This is a genomic window from Egbenema bharatensis FJBBOT/2019 (assembly GCF_048077055.1).
Classification (GTDB): domain Bacteria; phylum Cyanobacteriota; class Cyanobacteriia; order Elainellales; family Elainellaceae; genus Egbenema; species Egbenema bharatensis.
Map to the genome: position 1 here is coordinate 3063031 of NZ_CP182236.1, position 16970 is coordinate 3080000.

The following is a 16970-nucleotide window of genomic DNA, read 5'->3' on the forward strand; positions in this document are numbered from 1 at the left end:
CCTACCCATCAGCGCTGAAGATTACTTAGATGGAATGAGTATTTGTGTAACTTTGCGGATTCTGAAGCAGTGTTCGCAATCTCACATTCAGGCTGATCAACTATTTGAAACTCTCAGTTGAGATCATATATGAGTCTTGAATTGTCTCTAGAAGTAGCTGGGTCTATGCATCTCACCAACGATTCCCTCGTGCTTACCCATGTTGATTCACCGATGCAAACAACTACTCTCACAGACGATCGATCGAAACTGTCGTTACCCTACGATTTTCGCAAGCTCGCCTTCACTCCCTATCAGGCTGCCCACGTTGACTGTGCCTTCTCTGATTCACTGTCGCTGTTTTTCAACCAACCGTCATCCCTCGATCGGATTACTCCTGCTTCTTTATTTCTCTCTACATTTACTGCTTTACTGCATCGATACACTCAGCAGGAGTTGATTGATCTGGACTGTGCCTTTTGGATCAATCAGGTGAGCAATTTCCCAACGGTCAGAATTGCGCCCACTGTTTCGGGTGAGCTGCCGATGCGATCGCTGATGCAGCAGATTTCTAAACGGCTGGCTAATCTCCAGGCTTTACCTGCTGTGGGTTCCCAGGTTTCCTGCGCATCGGTTGCGTTTACCTACAATCAGCAAATTGCCTTTTCAAATAGTCTGGCGTTGGATTGGACAACATCCGCTGCCGATTTTCCTCAGACGGGTCAATACGATCTGCACCTACAGGTGATCCATGATGGTCTGGACATTAAAGCTCGTCTGGTTTACAACACTCATTTGTTTCAGCGGCAAACGATCGAACGGTTGGCGGATCATCTGGCGCAAATGGTGCAGGGCTGTGTGATTGACCTCGATCGCTCCGTGGCTGAATTGCCGCTGCTGACCCCTGCGGAGGTGCAACAAATGCAGGCGGAGTGGAGCAGCTTGTCCGTTCGTTATCCCCAGTGCCCGATTTTTGAAATCATTGAACGCCATGCGGTAGAGCGTCCTACTAAGGTTGCCATTACCTATGACGATCAGCAGATAACCTATGCAGAACTCAACCAGAAAGCGAATCAGCTCGCTCACTACTTAAATCAATTAGGGGTTGTACCTGGCGTAAAAGTGGCTTCGTGTATGGAGCCGTCACTGGATGTGCTGATTGGACTATTGGCGATCTTCAAAGCAGGTGGGATCTATGTTCCCCTGGATCCGAGCCATCCAGTGGATCGACTCACTGCCATGCTGGAAGATACGCAGCCCCAGGTGTTACTTACCCAGTCCCATCTCCAGGCGATCGTGCCGCCCATGGCCAAGGTTGTCCTTTGCCTAGATCAAATGGGGCAAACCCTTCAGCAGCAGCCGGATCATAATCCCAATCACTACATTGCGCTGGAGCAAACGGCTTATATTATCTACACCTCTGGAACCACGGGTAAGCCGAAAGGGGTGATGGCCAGCCATGCTAATTTGATTAACTACATCTGGGTGGCGCAAGAAAAATATGGGTTTGACAGCCAGGATGTGATGCCGTCGATCGCCCGCTTCACCTTCAGCATCACCATGTTTGAACTATGGACACCTCTGGTGGCTGGGGGAACCCTGGTGCTGTTGACCGCGATCATATCCTGGACTTTAAACGCATGGTGCAAACCCTACAGGAAGTCACCGTGGTGCATATGTCACCGAGCCTGTGGCGGAAGCTGCTGGCATTTATCCAAGAATTAGGGATTGATAGTGAAACCTTTAAAAATTTGAAGCACGTCTCCTCTGGTGGCGATATGGTTCCGGCGGATCTGCTGGAAACCATGAAGGCTGTGTTTCCCAATGCTGAGGTCTATGTGATCTATGGCTGTAGTGAAATTAGCTGCATGGGCTGTACCTATCCCGTACTCCGCGATCGAATGATCACTAGAACCAAAGTCGGAAAACCCTTTAACAATGTCTCAGTCCGCCTGCTAGATCCTTATCAGAATTTAGTTCCGATTGGCGTGATTGGGGAAATTCACTTTGGTGGAGAGGGGATTACGCAGGGCTACCTGAACCGAGAAGACCTGACCCAGGAGAAGTTCATCACGATCGAGGGTCAACGGTTTTACCGAACGGGGGATCTGGGCCGGTTTGATGAGGAGGGCGACCTGGAAATTCTGGGGCGTTCGGATTATCAAATCAAGCTGCGGGGGATTCGGATGGAGCCGGGGGATATTGAGTCAGTGCTGCGGCAGGCTCCGGGGGTGCGGGAAGCCGTGGTTGTGGCCAGGGAGTTGGGCATCAGCGGTGAAAAAAGCCTGGTGGCCTATGTTGTTCCCCAACCAGCTCAAACGCCTGATCGGGCGGAAATGCGTCGCTATCTGCAAACAAAGTTACCCGACTACATGGTTCCCAGTACCTTTGTGATGCTGGATGCGCTTCCGGTGAACGTCAACCAGAAGGTCGATCGCAAGGCATTACCCGCTCCAACCCAGGAAGATCTGGCGGGATTTCGTTCCTTTGTAGCACCACGGGATGACTACGAACGGCAACTGACCGAAATTTGGGAAACGTTGCTGGGCATCAGTCCGATCGGCGTGAATGATGATTTCTTCGAGATTGGTGGGGATTCGCTTCAGTCGATCGCCCTGATGGTGAAAATCGAGGAGGGATTTGGTAAGGCGTTGCCCCTCAGTACCCTGCTGACTGAACCAACCATCGCCCAACTCGCAAACGTTCTGAAGGAATCGAAACCCTCCGATATTCATAACTCGATCGTTTTACTGAGAAAAGGTGGCTCCAAACCTCCGATTTTCTTTATCCACGACGGAGAGGGTGAAACGCTGCTGTATCGCCAGTTAGCCTTCTGCTTGAAGCCCGATCATCCCGTCTATGGGATTCAACCTCGCAGCCAGGATGGCTTCCCAATTCTCCATACTCGCCTGACCGAAATGGTGGATTACTACACGGAGCAAATTCGATCGGTGCAACCAGAGGGCCCCTACCTGTTGAGTGGGCTTTGCATTGGCGGATTCCTGGCGTTTGAGGTGGCTCGGAAACTGCGAAAAGCAGGACAGACAGTGAAGATGATCGCCCTGATTGATGCCGCCGATGTTAAAGCTACAATTCGACCTGGGTTCATTACAGGTCAACGGATGGATGGATTCTCGAAGTCGCTTAAGCAAAGTCAGGAGCTTGGCTTCTTCCACAAGTGGGTCTTCCTGCTGAACATCATCTGGACTAAGATCATTAATCTGCTCGTCTACGAAGTCACTTCCAGAAGTGCTGTGATGCGATCGCAGTTGCAGATGAAGCTGTTCCGGTACTATCTCGATCGAGGATGGCCTTTACCTGCTTTTCTGAGAAATATCCCAGTGCGGACGGCGCTCAAGTTTGCCGAGAAGGAGTATGTGCCGGAAGCTCCCTACGCCGGAGAAGTGCTGCTGTTTCGGGCGACCCAAAAGAGCAGTGTATTTGATGGCACGATGATTGACGATACTCCCTATGGCGAAATCTACAGCGATCCACTGTTGGGATGGCAGGAGCGGGCTGAAAAGGTCAGCGTCTACGATATGCCAGGGGGGCACTCCAGTATGCTGCAAGAGCCAAACGTGCAGGTGATGGCGGAAGAAATGCAGGCTTATATGGATGCAGTTTTGTAATCTGCGAATCCAAAAAATAGGATCCTCCTAATGAACGCTTCATCGGGAGGATCCCATTTTGGTGCAAATCGATCGATATCCGTAGCGCAAGCTACCTGGGATGTATCCCAATTTTACATTTACACTACGAACATCTCACCGGCAGGCAAGATGTCTGCGCTACGGATATTTCACTGGCAGGCAAGATGCCTGCGCTACGGATATCGTCCATGTTGATTTACCGTAAGGCAATTTAGCGGACTGGAATTCCAGGGGCGTAGGCTTCAATTACTTTGTTGGTACGGGAACACAAAACCATCAAGTAATCGCAGGCGGGACACTGAGTTTGTACCACTTGACTACTAACAATATATTCCCGCTCCGCCATACTGCCGCAGTTCGGACAACGGACAGACTGTGTGGTTTCGGTGGTTTCTAACATAGAATTGTTTAAAGATGGGTTAACTCAACAGCGTTAAATCAGCAGAAATTAAATCAGCAAAAAACGAACAAATCGTATCTTGTTGTATCTTGAAAACGTTTCTGAGAAAGGGCAGGTTTTAGTTAAGACTTCGTAATAGATTATGTCAGCCTCTCCTGAAGAATGCAACCTGAGTTCTTTTAAAGAAAGTGTGGGGATCACTGACAAATGGGCGATCCCCAGCGAATTCTTTATGAAAATTTTAATTAGAGAGGCGATCGCATCTCACGCCGAAAAGGGCGAATTTCAAGCTTAAAACTTAGTTAAATTCATTTCCTGCCGTTAAAACTCTGAGATGTTTGAGGCTGCTTTTTGATGGTTGGAATCGTGAATTAAATAACCTGTTCACAGTTCTGCTTCGTTGACTGGGCAGGCAAGATGCCTACCCCACAAGAATTTCAGGTGATTAAATTTGCATTCTCCTGATGCGATCGGGGATTTTGTTGAAGCTGCCAAATGACCATTCGTTCGATGTTCAAGCCCCGTGCGGATTCAACGAGCATTGAGCTAAAGTGACTTTGTGAAGCAGCAGACCTACGTGAAAGGAGGGCAAGCATGTATATAGTGATTGGTGGAGCTGGATTAGTGGGTCTCAGTTTGGCTCAAGACTTACTGGAACTTGGACATACAGTTGCCATTATTGATATTGACCCTGCTGCTTGTCGTCAAGCCCGCGATCAGTTTGGTGTGATGGCGTTTGAGGGCAGTGCGGTTAGCACGGAAGTGCTTTTAACCGCAGGCATTCGGAAGGCAGATTCGGTGGCAGCCGTTTTGCGTCATGATGCTTTGAACCTGGCAATGGTGGCCTTGTCCAAACATTTTGGTGTGCCGCACATCCTATCCCGGATGCGCCATAAGGACTTTGCTGAACCGTTGCGGATTGCTGGGGCTCATCACATTATCAGTACGGTGGATCTGGGTGTTTCGACAATGGTGAGGGCGATCGAATATCCCGAAGTCGATTCGATGATGCATTTTGAGCAAGGGCAAATTGAAATTCTTAAGCTCTCCATTCCCGAAAAGTGTGATGTTGTGGGGTTAAAGATTTCAGAAATTGCTCAACATCCTCAATTTCCAGAAAATTCCCTAATTATCGGCTATCAGTCTCATCCTCATATGAATCTGATGGTTCCCAATGGAGATACCGTACTTGAAGCGGGTTCAACGGTCTTGGTGGCGACTCAGCCGCAATCGCTGCATCAGGTGATCGATTTCTTGCAGCATTGTCCTGGCGATCGATTACCAAAAGTAGAAATGCTTTATCGATAGTTGATGGGAAGAATTCTGTAAAAGTGGTTGTGAATCGACGAGAATAGAAAGTAAGAAAATAATCGGTCTGATGCATTTCATCAGAAGGTTAAAGGGTTCAGAGCGGATAGGGATCACTCACAATAGAGTTTTTTCCTGACGGTCATGAACCCTGTTTTTATGGATCTGCTGATAGATTGTCAACAAGCGAGGCAAAGTAAGCCATGTATGTGTTGATTGGTGGAGCCGGAATGATGGGGTTGCGGTTAGCCCAAGCCCTTCTGGAAATGGGACACACGGTTGCAGTGGTGGATACGGATCCGATCGCCTGTCAGTATGCCCGCGAAAAGGTGGGAGTGATGGCGTTTGAAGGCAGTGCCGTCAGTACAACGGTGTTAGATGAAGCGGGAATTCGCAAGGCCGATGCAGTGGCTGCCACCCTCAGCAGCGATGCGATGAACCTGGCTCTAGTAACTCTTTCTAAGCGATACGGCGTGCCGATGATTGTGGTTCGGATGAGTGAGCGAGACTTTTTGGAACCCTATCGGATTGCTGGAGCCAGTCATGTGATCAGCACATTGGATATTGCAATCACTACGATGGTGAATGCCCTGGAATATCCCGAAGTGGAATCGATGATGCACTTTGAGCAAGGGCAGGTCGAAGTATTGAAGCTGCCTGTGCCCAGTGATTGCTACATTGCCGGACGCACCATCGCTGAGATTGCCCAGGATCCCAAATTCCCCACTGGCTCCCTGATCATCGGCTATCAGTGTCATGTCTGCGCCGATCTGGTTATTCCGAATGGCAACACGCGATTGGATGCTGGCTCAACGATTCTGGTGGTGACGAAACCGGGATTGGTGCGTCAAATGATCGACTACATGGGAATTTGTTCTAGTCATCGTCCAACGCTAGAAGTTTCTCATTGAGGTCTTTGATATAGGTTTGTACCAAATCTTCGGAAATCATGCGTTTGCGAAGCGCATCGTTGACGGCTCCCTTTTCCGCCAGCAGTAACCGTCGTCGAATGGCATCAAGTTTAGTGCGATCGTCTCCATTCTCTAAGGTCTGTGCTCGTTGGTTATACAGATCGCGCAATAGTCGTTCAGAGGAAGCAATTCTGGCTTGATAGGCCGCTCGAAGTTCTTCGTAAACGGCTTTGGGTAACACCCCCGATTTGAGTAAATTATCCAGTTCATCCTGGGCTGCTTTGGCCGCAATCAGCTGAATTTGGGATGCTTCCACCTGCTGTCTGATGCCAGAGATGCCGGATAATTTCAACCGTTTAACCAGCCACGGCAGACTCAATCCCTGTCCGACCAATGACATCAGCACAGTGCCAAATATCAGGGGAATCACCTGTTCTCGTCCGGGTAGCCCCAGAGGAATACTGAGGGCCAGGGCCATCGACAGGGAACCCTTGACATTACCCAGAAATAAAACGTGTTGCCACTTAATCGGAATCGGGCGATCGAACAGTCGCAGCAACGCCAGTAATGGATAAATCGTTAAGGCCCGTCCCGCTTGGTAAACCAAAATGGCCACTAAAACTAGCGGTAACGTTTGCCAGAGCGTAATCAGGTCAACTTCCAGCCCAATTAATAGAAAAATAAACGTATTGACTCCAAATCCGGCATAATCCCAAAAACTGAGAATGGTGATTTTGGCCGTTGCAGAAACATTCCGAGCGATACCCAGATTACCGTAGACTAACCCAGCGACAACCACTGCAACCGCACCCGACACGCCTAAAAACTGTCCCGTCTGAAACGCTCCCAAAGCAACGGCAACGGTTAACAAAATATCGCTCAGGGCATCATCAGACTGGCGGGATAAGCCAACACTTAAATAGCCAAAGATTAATCCCACTAATGTCCCGCCGACCATGACAACCGTTAACTGCTGTAGCCCTTCCAGGAAGGAGATCGATCCCAGAGTGTAAACATTGGCAATCAAGCCGAATAACACCAGGGCAACACCATCATTGAATAAACTTTCTCCCTCTACGATCGTGGACAGCCGCGAAGGGACAGGCACTTCTTTAAAGACTGCAATGACTGAAACGGTATCGGTAATGGCTAGAATCACTCCCGCAAACATGGCCGGTATCCAGTCAAAGCCAAGGCTATATTTCAGCAAAACAGCGGTAATAGCGGAAGCCAGAAAAATACCAGGGCCAGCCAGGAGGGCGATCGGCTTAAAGGTACTGCGGAGGCGGCTAATATCCGTATTAATTGCAGCCTCAAAAATCAGAATCGGCAAGAACAGGTTTAATACCAGAGCTGGATCTAGCCCCACCTGTCCAGGTAGCAGTTCAGTGACAGCCAGCCCAGCCAGCACCAATCCCGTGACATAGGGAGTTCGCAACCGTCTTGTGATCAGGGCAACCCCCGTCGCCACCAGGAGCAAAATAATTAAAGTAGTTACTAAGCCAGTCACCTCACCGCTTCCAGGAGTAGTGACTACACCATTTTGGGCAAAAAGATTTTCCATAGAAAAATTTTACGTCAGACCATTTGGCTCTAGCGTGTTCTAGATTGCGAAGGCTGATCTGGCGATCGGGTCTAATGATTGAATATCCCCATCGGAGCGGCAATCCATGTGGGGAAGGTAGTTGCAGTCACAAGTTTTGGGGAAAGGCAGGCTGGAAGCCTGCGCTACGGATACGGCAGTTTTGGGAGGGTGCTATTCAATATTGATAGAGGTGGGGCCAGAGGCAGTCGTGCCAGGAGTCGTTCCCACGGGAATTGATGTTTGGCGATACTCTCGATACAGCCGATCGCGCCATTCCCAGAAAGGTTGGTATTTAGGATTATCTGCCAGTCCAGGTACACCTTTCCCCTTAAGCGTTTCGGGAATTTGCAGGTAAAGACCCGCTGGAAATTTCGCATACATCGTTAGTCCAGCCACCGCAAAATCTGCCAGGGTAGGATACTCAGCAATTAAATAAGGGCGATCGGTTAGTAGAGTCGTCAGGGAATCCAGGGTTTGCTCCATTGCCCGTCGGGCCGATCGCACTGAATCTGAGCCAAATCCAGCTCCTGAACCCAGCAAGTCCAGTGCCTCACGGGGTACAGCTTCCACTAAAGACTTGAGAAAGCTGGGGGTGTTGGTCGGAAGGGCCGCCGCGCGAAAGTCCGGATTTTGGCTAAACGCCCATAACATCATCTTGCGGGCATTCAAACCAATCGACTCATCGGCCCATTCTTCCATCAGCAGACAAAGGGCCCGTTGTTGGGGGTCGGCGGGCAAAATTGGGCGATCGGGATACTTTTGATCCAGATACAGGGCGATCGCAGTGGAATCGGCAATCACCTCTGCCCCATCCTTCAAGACGGGTACCTGTCGCTGACCGGATAGGCGATAAACATCCAGTTGACCAATGCCGGGTGTCACTTCAACCTTGCGGTAGGGCAATCCCTTGTAATCCAAAATCAGGCGAATTTTTTCGCAGTAGTGAGATAGTTCAAATTGATGTAGCTCTAGCATTCTGCATCTCCTGAATTGGCATCCGTTTCCGGACAAAGCATATCAGACTAGCCTGGTTAAGGAGTGTATTGTCTCTGCCCCAAGGATGAGAATTGCAATGTTCCCGAATTTAGGTTTGAATTATCAATCAAGTTTCTATAGCTTATAGAAACTTCCTATTAAAATAAAGTGATCAAATCTTTACAAAAGCGTCATAATACGTAGGACTAAGTTTGTTAATCCTTTATTAAGGGGAAGAGGAACACACGAAATGAAGAACATGAACTCTGTGAATCTGGTGAAACAAACTCTGGGTCTGGTTGGTGCTGTTGTTGCCGGTGCTGTTATAGCCTTGCCCGCTGCCGCTCAAGTTCCTATGGAACCTGCTGTGGATGCAATGGAAGAAGAAATGGTAACGCCTGAAGCAGAAGCGGATATGGTGGTTCCGACTGAAGCGGTCGAAATGCCTGAAGCGGAAACCCCTGTTGAAGCAGAAGCTCCGGCTGAGGCAGAAACCCCTGTTGAAGCAGAAGCTCCTATCGAGTCTGAAGCAACTGATGAAATTGCTGCTGTAGACGGCACGATCGTAGACATCGCTGCTGCAAGTGGTGCTTTCGATACGCTAGTTGCAGCTCTGACGGAAGCCGAATTAGCTGAAGTGTTGGCTGGTGAAGGGCCTTTCACGGTATTTGCTCCTACTGATGAAGCATTTGCCGCTCTGCCTGAAGGCACCCTGGAGCAACTGCTGCTGCCTGAAAACCGCGAAATTTTGATTCAAATTCTGACCTACCATGTGGTTCCCGGTACGGTGACTTCTGATCAGCTAGAGTCCGGTGAAGTCGAAACGGTTGAAGGGAGCACCGTTAACGTTATGGTTGGCGGAGAAGCGGTCATGATCAACGAAGCCAACGTCGTTGAAGCAGACATCCTGGCAAGCAACGGTGTGATTCACGTGATCGATCGCGTCATCCTACCTCCTGCATTGCTTCAGTAAGCGTCGGCAATCACAACTCTGTTTTTTGATCTTCCCCAAACTCCTAGTCTCTACCGTTGGAACGCAGGCTCATTCAGCAGTCTGCGTTCTCTTTTGTTTATAGAAATCCTTCCCTTTGCCATCAACCCCTAATGTTTGTAAACTTATATGAAGTATGAATTGACCTGTTAAGCTATTTTTTTCCTGCCCCTATGATGTCCCGTCGTGCCTGCGTCCGGTTGCTAATCGCTGCTTGCCTGACTTTTGTCATTTCCTTTGCTGTTGTCCCGGCTGCCCATGCGTTAGGTGGGCCCCAACCGCCTCTGGATCAGCCTGCGCCAGAATTTACGCTACCCACGAATACCGGAGAGGGCGAAATTTCCCTATCTGATTACCGGGGGCAATGGGTGGTGGTTTACTTCTACCCCAAAGATTTCACCTCTGGCTGTACGCTGGAAGCGCGGCGATTTCAGCAAGATTTACCGAAGTATCGAGCCAGAAATACTCAAATTTTAGGAATCAGTGTAGATGATGTGGAGTCTCACGCTGAATTTTGTGATTCTGAAGGGCTGAGATTCCCGCTGCTTGCAGATGTGGATGGTTCTGTCAGTAAAGCGTACGGTTCCTGGTTAGGAGTTATGTCCCTGCGGCATACTTACATCATTGATCCAGATGGAGTCATGCGATTCCGGTTTTTGGGAGTCAATCCAGCCATTCACAGTCCTGAGGTGTTGGCAACTTTAGATGAGCTGCAAGCGGTTTAGGGTGATAGATCTCAAGACTAGAAAAGTGATTACTCCGGCAATATTTGAGTAGGCATTCCTATGAGGTAGATGATGCCTACCAAAACGCTGTAGTTTTGTCGGTTGAACCATTATGGGCAATACTCACCCGACGAAATTCTGAAACTTCTTGTGGAGTGGCATCTTGTCCGCCCAGTCCGTCAAGTAGAGCATTGTGCTGGTTATTTAATTCATGATCCTGAGCAAAAAATCGATCGCCCCCCTTTTTGAACCAGACATAGAGGAGCGATCGATTTTTGCTGCTTGTGAGGGAGATACTACATTAAGCAATATTCCCTATCTTCACAATTAACGCCTAATGTGAATTAGACAGAGCAGTTTAAGACTGTTGGAAGGTTAACACATGGATGCCAAACTGCTGTTTGAGCAATAACCGCAGGGTATGGCTTGCCAGTTTAGCTGCAATGTGGACACAAAAGCCCTCTACGGTCTTGTTGAGCAAGCGTTCGGGGTTACGTCCAGTGTTTTGAATTTCATGAAACACCCCTTCAATGCGCTGACGCACTTTGGAGATGAAGCGATTGAGGGATGGGGGATGCTGCTGTTTCTGATTTTTGCGCAAGACAGTCCAAATCTGATTGCCGGTGCGCTGCTGCACTTGGAGTTGCCAGTCCTGGTCGATAAACCCCTTGTCACCGTAGATGGTGCACCCTCGGGCGACCGCTAAGAGCGACTCAATGGCAACCCGCTCATCGGTGTTGGCTGGGACTAAATCATAGGCAATCGGAATCCCGTTCCAGGTACTGAGTAAGGCGAGTTTGTAGCCGAAGTAATACATCTGGCGCGACGCACAATAGCCAGGGGTTGCATTGCCAGAAAAATCACTGCGTGTCTTGTCCCGCTTGAGTCCCAGTACGGGAATCGGTTTGGTGTCCACCAGCAGATGCGTTTGCTGGGTCGCTCCTAATGCCACGACCCAACTGCGTCGCAGTGATTCCAGCATCCCATCTAATTGGCGTAAGCGCCGATTGAATTGACTCTGATCCAACAACTGTGGAAACCAGCAGAGATAGTTGGCACGCATAAAGCCGAGAAACTGGGTTTCACCCGGAAAGGGCAGATAGTCCATCAGCAGTGCTAAGGTCAGCATTTCGCTATCACTCAATTGCGCTTGTACTCCTGGTCGGGGGCAGTCTAACGGTGCAATCTGCTGGCGATACCAATCGTCTACCAGAACAAAAATGGTGGTCATCAGGCTGGGAAAGTCTATGCTAGTCATGGGAGAGGTGAGCTTCAAAGGTGGTACTTCGATTCTCAACCTCTCCCACCTTTTTGTCCAATTCACATTAGACGTAATTAAGGATTACTGTTCTTCAATGGGGAAGACTTCCTGCGCTACGATTACCGGATTATCACCATAATTTTCGGTAATTTCTTGTTGAAGTTCGGCATCCCAGTTGTACTGCTGTTGGAATTCAGCAATATCAAACTGACGAGCTTCTCCAGTAATGACCAGATCGTCACCCTGATCGATTAACTGTTGCAGCGGCTGATCGCTGATTACGAGAATATCGCCACCCGTTAGACCACCACCCAAACGGTAAGCATTCGGGCCAATTTCTTCTAGATCGCCTTCAACAGCAACGGTCTGATTAAAGAAGAGTTCTGGGTTATCAGACAGTTCACCCGTGTCTGGAGATAGGGCTGCGGTGTCCGCCAGAATCATTGGACGATCTTCATCCTGACCGATCTCATCCTCAGGAATGTTGTATTGTTGAGCTTCTGCTGCGGTGAAACGCTGTACCTGCCCAGTGACTTGAATTCGATCGACTGCAATATCGTCAGCATCACCTTCTTCGGTAGGCAAGACAAAGTTGTCAGGCAGAACTACGATAATATCTTCGCCGCCAAACAGGTTGCCAGCACCCATCCGTACAACGTTGTCAGCCAGCCGTTCATCAATATCACCACGGATCGTAACAGTTTGACCAATTAATTCTTCATAATCTTCAGCAACGTCTTCTCGGGTTACTGCACCAGGATCAGCGGGCTGTTCCGTCGTGGGTTGTTCAGCTTGCGGATCGGTTTCAGTTTGTGGGGGAGCACAGGCTGCAACGAAGGCAGTCAGCAATGCCATACTTAGAGTTCCAACACCCAACTTTTTCAACTTGTTACTTGCCATATTTGATTTCCTCCTATGCATAAGCTTTGTGGCACGGGGTTCAATGAATGCATTCACAACTCACCTGAACCCATATGCCAGAATTGGCAATTATTAAACGGCACTTGACCGCGCAGAAATTCCTTGGCACTCTGTCGCCCAGTCCTTAGCCAATCTTTGCCGATCGCTTGTTCCAGGCAATGTCCCTTGGTTTACTGCATTAAGACTAAGTTAAGACTTGCAGAGTTCAATTGCTTCTCTCCAAAGAGTGAGTCGATTGAACTTCTGACTAAAGATGCAGAGATCCAGTTCAAAGACTCATGCTTTAGGAGTGCTAAATCTTGATTTATCTAAATTTATCTAACGAGTTCAGTGCGACGATGGCGTAAGTAAAGGACAGCCGCGCAAAGCACCACGGAAATGGCGCAAAGAATATGAACAATATTGAACGGCGTACCTGGAAAGAACCAGGAATCCGTTCTGAGAAATTCAATAAAAAATCGACCAAACGGATACCAGAGGAGATACAGTAACGTCATATCTCCATCCTTGAGTTGCGTATTAAATCGACGCGAAATCCAAAACAAAATGACAAACCCGATCGCGTTCCACAAAAATTCATAAAGGAACAGGGGATGAAAGTGGGTGCTATCAGGATAAGTATTTAAATCACGGTACGGGCCAATTCGATGTTGGGGATCAATGCGTAAGCCCCAGGGTAAAGTCGTGGGTGAACCGTAGAGTTCCTGGTTAATGAAATTTCCCCATCGGCCGATCGCCTGAGCCAGGGGCAGGGACAGGGCGATGGAGTCTAAAAATACCAGTACGGGCAAACGACGAATCCGGCAGTAAAGCCAGAGGGCAATTCCACCAAAAATAAAAGCTCCAAAAATGTGAATTCCGCCTGTCCAAATCTGAAAAATTTCGATTGGGTTTTCCAGATAGCGACCAATACCATTACCATCTCGCGGAGACTGAATAAACACGTAGTACAACCGCGCTCCGATGAAGGCTGGGATCAATACCCAGAACAACATATCCCAGAAATCTTCAGGATTTTGCCCACGTCGTGCCACTTCCCGACTGGCGATCGTGGAACCAACTAGAACGGCGGTTGCCATGAGCAAACCATACCAGCGTAGGGCGATCGGACCAAATTCAAAGATAATTGGGTCAACGGGTGGGTACATAGGTCAGGGGAGAAAGAATGAATAGAAGAGGAATCGAGACAAAGAATCTGCCATCATTACGGTACACCATACTACTGTTTGGAATCTCAGGGTTGGGATTTTGGATTAGCGCGATCGCACCCCCGTTGGATCTGATTCCGTCCCGCCGCTTTCGCCCGATACAGTGCCCGATCGACCTCTTGCAGCAGCATTTCACCTGTAAAGTAGCGACGAAATAGGTGGGTGAGTCCATTCCGGATGGCTTGTTCTTGCAGTTGAATCCGGCATCGTTCTAAACGACTCATTATGGATACATAGCAAGCTCTCTGATTGCTCTATCCCTGGATAGAAAACTATAAAAAACAAAAGCCCTCTCGTTAATAGAGAAGGCTTTTTGATTAACACCCTGGCATCGAGCTATTTTTGCGGGAGGCGACCCTCCGACTATCTTCGCCGCGGGAGCGTTTCACAACTCAGTTCGAGATGGATGAGCGTGGTTCCACCCCGCCATAGACACCAGGAATACGGTTTGGGTTAGTAAAACCCAGAAGGCTGCATAGCTTGTCAGATAGATAAAACAGAAATGATTCACCTTGAGGTCAAGCCCTCGGTCTGTTAGTACGCCTCAGCTTCACATGTTGCCACGCTTCCACTTAACGCCTATCAACGGGTCGTCTTCCCGTGACCTTACTGGCTTAACGCCATGAGAGCACTCATCTTGAGGTGGGCTTCCCACTTAGATGCTTTCAGCGGTTATCCGCTCCGCACTTGGCTACCCTGCGTTTACCGTTGGCACGATAACAGGTACACCAGCGGTGCGTTCCTCCCGGTCCTCTCGTACTAAGGAGGACTCCTCTCAATGCTCTTACGCCTGCACCGGATATGGACCGAACTGTCTCACGACGTTCTGAACCCAGCTCACGTACCGCTTTAATGGGCGAACAGCCCAACCCTTGGGACGTACTACCGCCCCAGGTTGCGATGAGCCGACATCGAGGTGCCAAACCTCCGCGTCGATGTGAACTCTTGGCGGAGATCAGCCTGTTATCCCTAGAGTAACTTTTATCCGTTGAGCGACGGCACTTCCACTCATAGCCGTCGGATCACTAAGACCGTGTTTCCACCCTGCTCGAGTTGTCACTCTCACAGTCAAGCTCCCTTATGCCTTTACACTCTCAGGCTGATTTCCAACCAGCCGGAGGGAACCTTTGTGCGCCTCCGTTACCTTTTGGGAGGCGACCGCCCCAGTCAAACTGCCCACCTGATACTGTCCCTCGACCGGATAACGGTACGAAGTTAGAATTCTAGCCTTGCTAGAGTGGTATCTCACCGTTGACTCCACACCTCCCACAAGAGATGCTTCAACGTCTCCCACCTATCCTGCGCAAGCAAAGCCCGAACCCAATACCAGGCTACAGTAAAGCTTCATAGGGTCTTTCTGTCCAGGTGCAGGTAGTCCGTATCTTCACAGACAATCCTATTTCGCCGAGCCTCTCTCCGAGACAGCATCCAGATCGTTACGCCTTTCGTGCGGGTCGGAACTTACCCGACAAGGAATTTCGCTACCTTAGGACCGTTATAGTTACGGCCGCCGTTCACCGGGGCTTCAGTCGCCAGCTTCGCCGAAGCTAACCGACTTCCTTAACCTTCCGGCACTGGGCAGGCGTCAGCCCCCATACTTCGTCTTGCGACTTCGCGGAGACCTGTGTTTTTGGTAAACAGTCGCCTGGATCTCTTCACTGCGACCCCCCTTGCGAGGGGCACCCCTTCTTGCGAACTTACGGGGCCATTTTGCCGAGTTCCTTAGAGAGAGTTATCTCGCGCCCTTTAGTATTCTCAACCATCCCACCTGTGTCGGTTTCGGGTACGGGCAATTTAACGTTATCGTGGTTAGAGCTTTTCTTGGAAGCTTGACCTCACACACTTCGGGGACGTATCCCCTCGTACTCACGCCTCAGCTCAGGACGTTTTCGCCGTCCCTCTTCACCTCGTACGCTTGAACCGCTAACCATCTTGCGGCTGTGCTAGCCTTCTCCGTCCCTCTTCACAACGCTAAATCGGTACGGGAATGTTGACCCGTTGTCCATCGACTACGTCTTTCGACCTCGCCTTAGGTCCCGACTAACCCTCCGCGGACGAGCCTTCCGGAGGAACCCTTGGGATTTCAGGGCATTGGATTCTCACCAATGTTTGCGCTACTCAAGCCGACATTCTCACTTCTGTACAATCCACGCCTGCTCTCGCTAACGCTTCTACTCGTACAGAACGCTCCCCTACCGATATATCGATAGACATATCCCACAGCTTCGGTACACAACTTAGCCCCGTTCATTTTCGGCGCAGGAGCGCTTGACCAGTGAGCTATTACGCACTCGTTCGAGGATGGCTGCTTCTAGGCAAACCTCCTGGTTGTCTCTGCACTCCCACCTCCTTTATCACTTAGTTGTGATTTGGGGACCTTAGCTGGTGGTCTGGGCTGTTTCCCTCTTGACGATGAAGCTTATCCCCCACCGTCTCACTGGTCGTGTGTCCATCTGGTATTCAGAGTTTGACTCGATTTGGTACCGCTCTCGCAGCCCGCACCGAATCAGTGCTTTACCCCCAGACTATAATCACGACCGCTGCGCCTCAACACATTTCGGGGAGAACCAGCTAGCTCCGGGTTCGATTGGCATTTCACCCCTAACCACACCTCATCCGCTGATTTTTCAACATCAGTCGGTTCGGACCTCCACTTGGCTTTACCCAAGCTTCATCCTGGACATGGTTAGATCACCCGGGTTCGGGTCTACAAAATGTGACATCACGCCCTCTTCAGACTCGCTTTCGCTTTGACTTCGCCATTCTCGGCTTAATCTGCCACACCCTGTAAGTCGCCGGCTCATTCTTCAACAGGCACACCGTCACCCGTTTAATCGGGCTTCGATTGCTTGTAGGCTAACGGTTTCATGTTCTATTTCACTCCCCTCCCGGGGTTCTTTTCACCTTTCCCTCGCGGTACTGGTTCACTATCGGTCACACAGGAGTATTTAGCCTTTCGAGGTGGTCCTCGAGGATTCACTTGGGATTCCACGTGCCCCAAGCTACTCGGGATTCAGCTAGATGCGTTAAGCTTTCGACTACAGGACTTTCACCTC

Annotated in this window: 11 protein-coding genes, 2 rRNA genes and 1 pseudogene (1 of these 14 running past the window's edge); 5 read left to right on the forward strand and 9 right to left on the reverse strand. The window is 49.7% G+C overall.

Annotation, left to right across the window (positions count from 1 at the left end; all coding sequences use genetic code 11):
- Nucleotides 1-665 precede the first annotated feature (665 nt).
- A pseudogene (locus ACM1PF_RS14170) lies at nt 666-3605 on the forward strand (AMP-binding protein); the annotation flags it as partial.
- A gap of 235 nt (nt 3606-3840) precedes the next feature.
- Here the strand turns inward: ACM1PF_RS14170 and ACM1PF_RS14175 are convergent.
- A complete protein-coding gene (locus ACM1PF_RS14175; protein ID WP_416675600.1) occupies nt 3841-4029 on the reverse strand; it encodes a replication restart DNA helicase PriA in 189 nt (62 codons plus the stop codon).
- A 594-nt stretch (nt 4030-4623) separates the two neighbouring features.
- Here ACM1PF_RS14175 and ACM1PF_RS14180 point away from each other — a divergent pair.
- Both ACM1PF_RS14180 and ACM1PF_RS14185 read left to right on the forward strand, forming a co-directional pair.
- Nucleotides 4624-5337 carry a potassium channel family protein gene (locus ACM1PF_RS14180; RefSeq protein ID WP_416675602.1) on the forward strand — a complete coding sequence of 238 codons (714 nt, stop codon included), beginning with the start codon at nt 4624-4626 and terminating at the stop codon, nt 5335-5337.
- A 203-nt stretch (nt 5338-5540) separates the two neighbouring features.
- Complete coding sequence (locus ACM1PF_RS14185) at nt 5541-6248, forward strand: potassium channel family protein (RefSeq protein ID WP_416675605.1); 708 nt, start codon at nt 5541-5543, stop codon at nt 6246-6248.
- Here the strand turns inward: ACM1PF_RS14185 and ACM1PF_RS14190 are convergent.
- Nucleotides 6214-7812 carry a cation:proton antiporter gene (locus ACM1PF_RS14190; RefSeq protein WP_416675607.1) on the reverse strand — a complete coding sequence of 533 codons (1599 nt, stop codon included), beginning with the start codon at nt 7810-7812 and terminating at the stop codon, nt 6214-6216. The two genes, ACM1PF_RS14185 and ACM1PF_RS14190, sit on opposite strands and share 35 nt — an antisense overlap.
- A 192-nt stretch (nt 7813-8004) precedes the next feature.
- A complete protein-coding gene (locus tag ACM1PF_RS14195; RefSeq protein WP_416675609.1) occupies nt 8005-8808 on the reverse strand; it encodes a glutathione S-transferase family protein in 804 nt (267 codons plus the stop codon).
- A 250-nt stretch (nt 8809-9058) separates the two neighbouring features.
- On the opposite strand from ACM1PF_RS14195, the gene ACM1PF_RS14200 reads away from it, so the two are divergent.
- Both ACM1PF_RS14200 and ACM1PF_RS14205 read left to right on the forward strand, forming a co-directional pair.
- Nucleotides 9059-9781, forward strand: a complete 723-nt coding sequence (locus tag ACM1PF_RS14200) for a fasciclin domain-containing protein (RefSeq protein WP_416675612.1) — start codon at nt 9059-9061, stop codon at nt 9779-9781.
- A 194-nt stretch (nt 9782-9975) separates the two neighbouring features.
- A complete protein-coding gene (locus ACM1PF_RS14205) occupies nt 9976-10524 on the forward strand; it encodes a peroxiredoxin (RefSeq protein WP_416676647.1) in 549 nt (182 codons plus the stop codon).
- A gap of 358 nt (nt 10525-10882) precedes the next feature.
- Here the strand turns inward: ACM1PF_RS14205 and ACM1PF_RS14210 are convergent, their stop codons facing one another.
- The 6 genes from ACM1PF_RS14210 to ACM1PF_RS14235 all read right to left on the reverse strand — a co-directional run.
- Nucleotides 10883-11782, reverse strand: coding sequence for an IS982 family transposase (locus ACM1PF_RS14210; protein ID WP_416670324.1), 900 nt, complete (start codon nt 11780-11782; stop codon nt 10883-10885).
- Nucleotides 11783-11866: 84 nt separating this feature from the next.
- Entirely contained in the window at nt 11867-12685 is an 819-nt protein-coding gene (locus ACM1PF_RS14215) for a hypothetical protein (RefSeq protein ID WP_416675613.1), read from the reverse strand.
- A 335-nt stretch (nt 12686-13020) separates the two neighbouring features.
- Nucleotides 13021-13854, reverse strand: a complete 834-nt coding sequence (gene lgt / locus ACM1PF_RS14220) for a prolipoprotein diacylglyceryl transferase (RefSeq protein ID WP_416675616.1) — start codon at nt 13852-13854, stop codon at nt 13021-13023.
- Between the two features lie 86 nt (nt 13855-13940).
- Nucleotides 13941-14138 (reverse strand): hypothetical protein, encoded by a 198-nt coding sequence (locus ACM1PF_RS14225; RefSeq protein ID WP_416675618.1) that lies wholly within the window; start codon nt 14136-14138, stop codon nt 13941-13943.
- 99 nt (nt 14139-14237) lie between these two features.
- A 5S ribosomal RNA gene (gene rrf, locus ACM1PF_RS14230) occupies nt 14238-14354 on the reverse strand.
- A 74-nt stretch (nt 14355-14428) separates the two neighbouring features.
- Nucleotides 14429-16970: ribosomal RNA gene (locus ACM1PF_RS14235) — 23S ribosomal RNA — on the reverse strand (it continues 341 nt past the right edge of the window).

Bases quoted from the DNA above. Each gene is read 5' to 3' on its own strand.
- ACM1PF_RS14195 (WP_416675609.1), bottom strand. From the start codon at position 8,808: ATGCTAGAGCTACATCAATTTGAACTATCTCACTACTGCGAAAAAATT.
- ACM1PF_RS14225 (WP_416675618.1), bottom strand. From the start codon at position 14,138: ATGAGTCGTTTAGAACGATGCCGGATTCAACTGCAAGAACAAGCCATC.
- ACM1PF_RS14190 (WP_416675607.1), bottom strand. From the start codon at position 7,812: ATGGAAAATCTTTTTGCCCAAAATGGTGTAGTCACTACTCCTGGAAGC.
- ACM1PF_RS14175 (WP_416675600.1), bottom strand. From the start codon at position 4,029: ATGTTAGAAACCACCGAAACCACACAGTCTGTCCGTTGTCCGAACTGC.
- ACM1PF_RS14200 (WP_416675612.1), top strand. From the start codon at position 9,059: ATGAAGAACATGAACTCTGTGAATCTGGTGAAACAAACTCTGGGTCTG.
- ACM1PF_RS14185 (WP_416675605.1), top strand. From the start codon at position 5,541: ATGTATGTGTTGATTGGTGGAGCCGGAATGATGGGGTTGCGGTTAGCC.
- lgt (WP_416675616.1), bottom strand. From the start codon at position 13,854: ATGTACCCACCCGTTGACCCAATTATCTTTGAATTTGGTCCGATCGCC.
- ACM1PF_RS14205 (WP_416676647.1), top strand. From the start codon at position 9,976: ATGTCCCGTCGTGCCTGCGTCCGGTTGCTAATCGCTGCTTGCCTGACT.
- ACM1PF_RS14180 (WP_416675602.1), top strand. From the start codon at position 4,624: ATGTATATAGTGATTGGTGGAGCTGGATTAGTGGGTCTCAGTTTGGCT.
- ACM1PF_RS14215 (WP_416675613.1), bottom strand. From the start codon at position 12,685: ATGGCAAGTAACAAGTTGAAAAAGTTGGGTGTTGGAACTCTAAGTATG.
- ACM1PF_RS14210 (WP_416670324.1), bottom strand. From the start codon at position 11,782: ATGACTAGCATAGACTTTCCCAGCCTGATGACCACCATTTTTGTTCTG.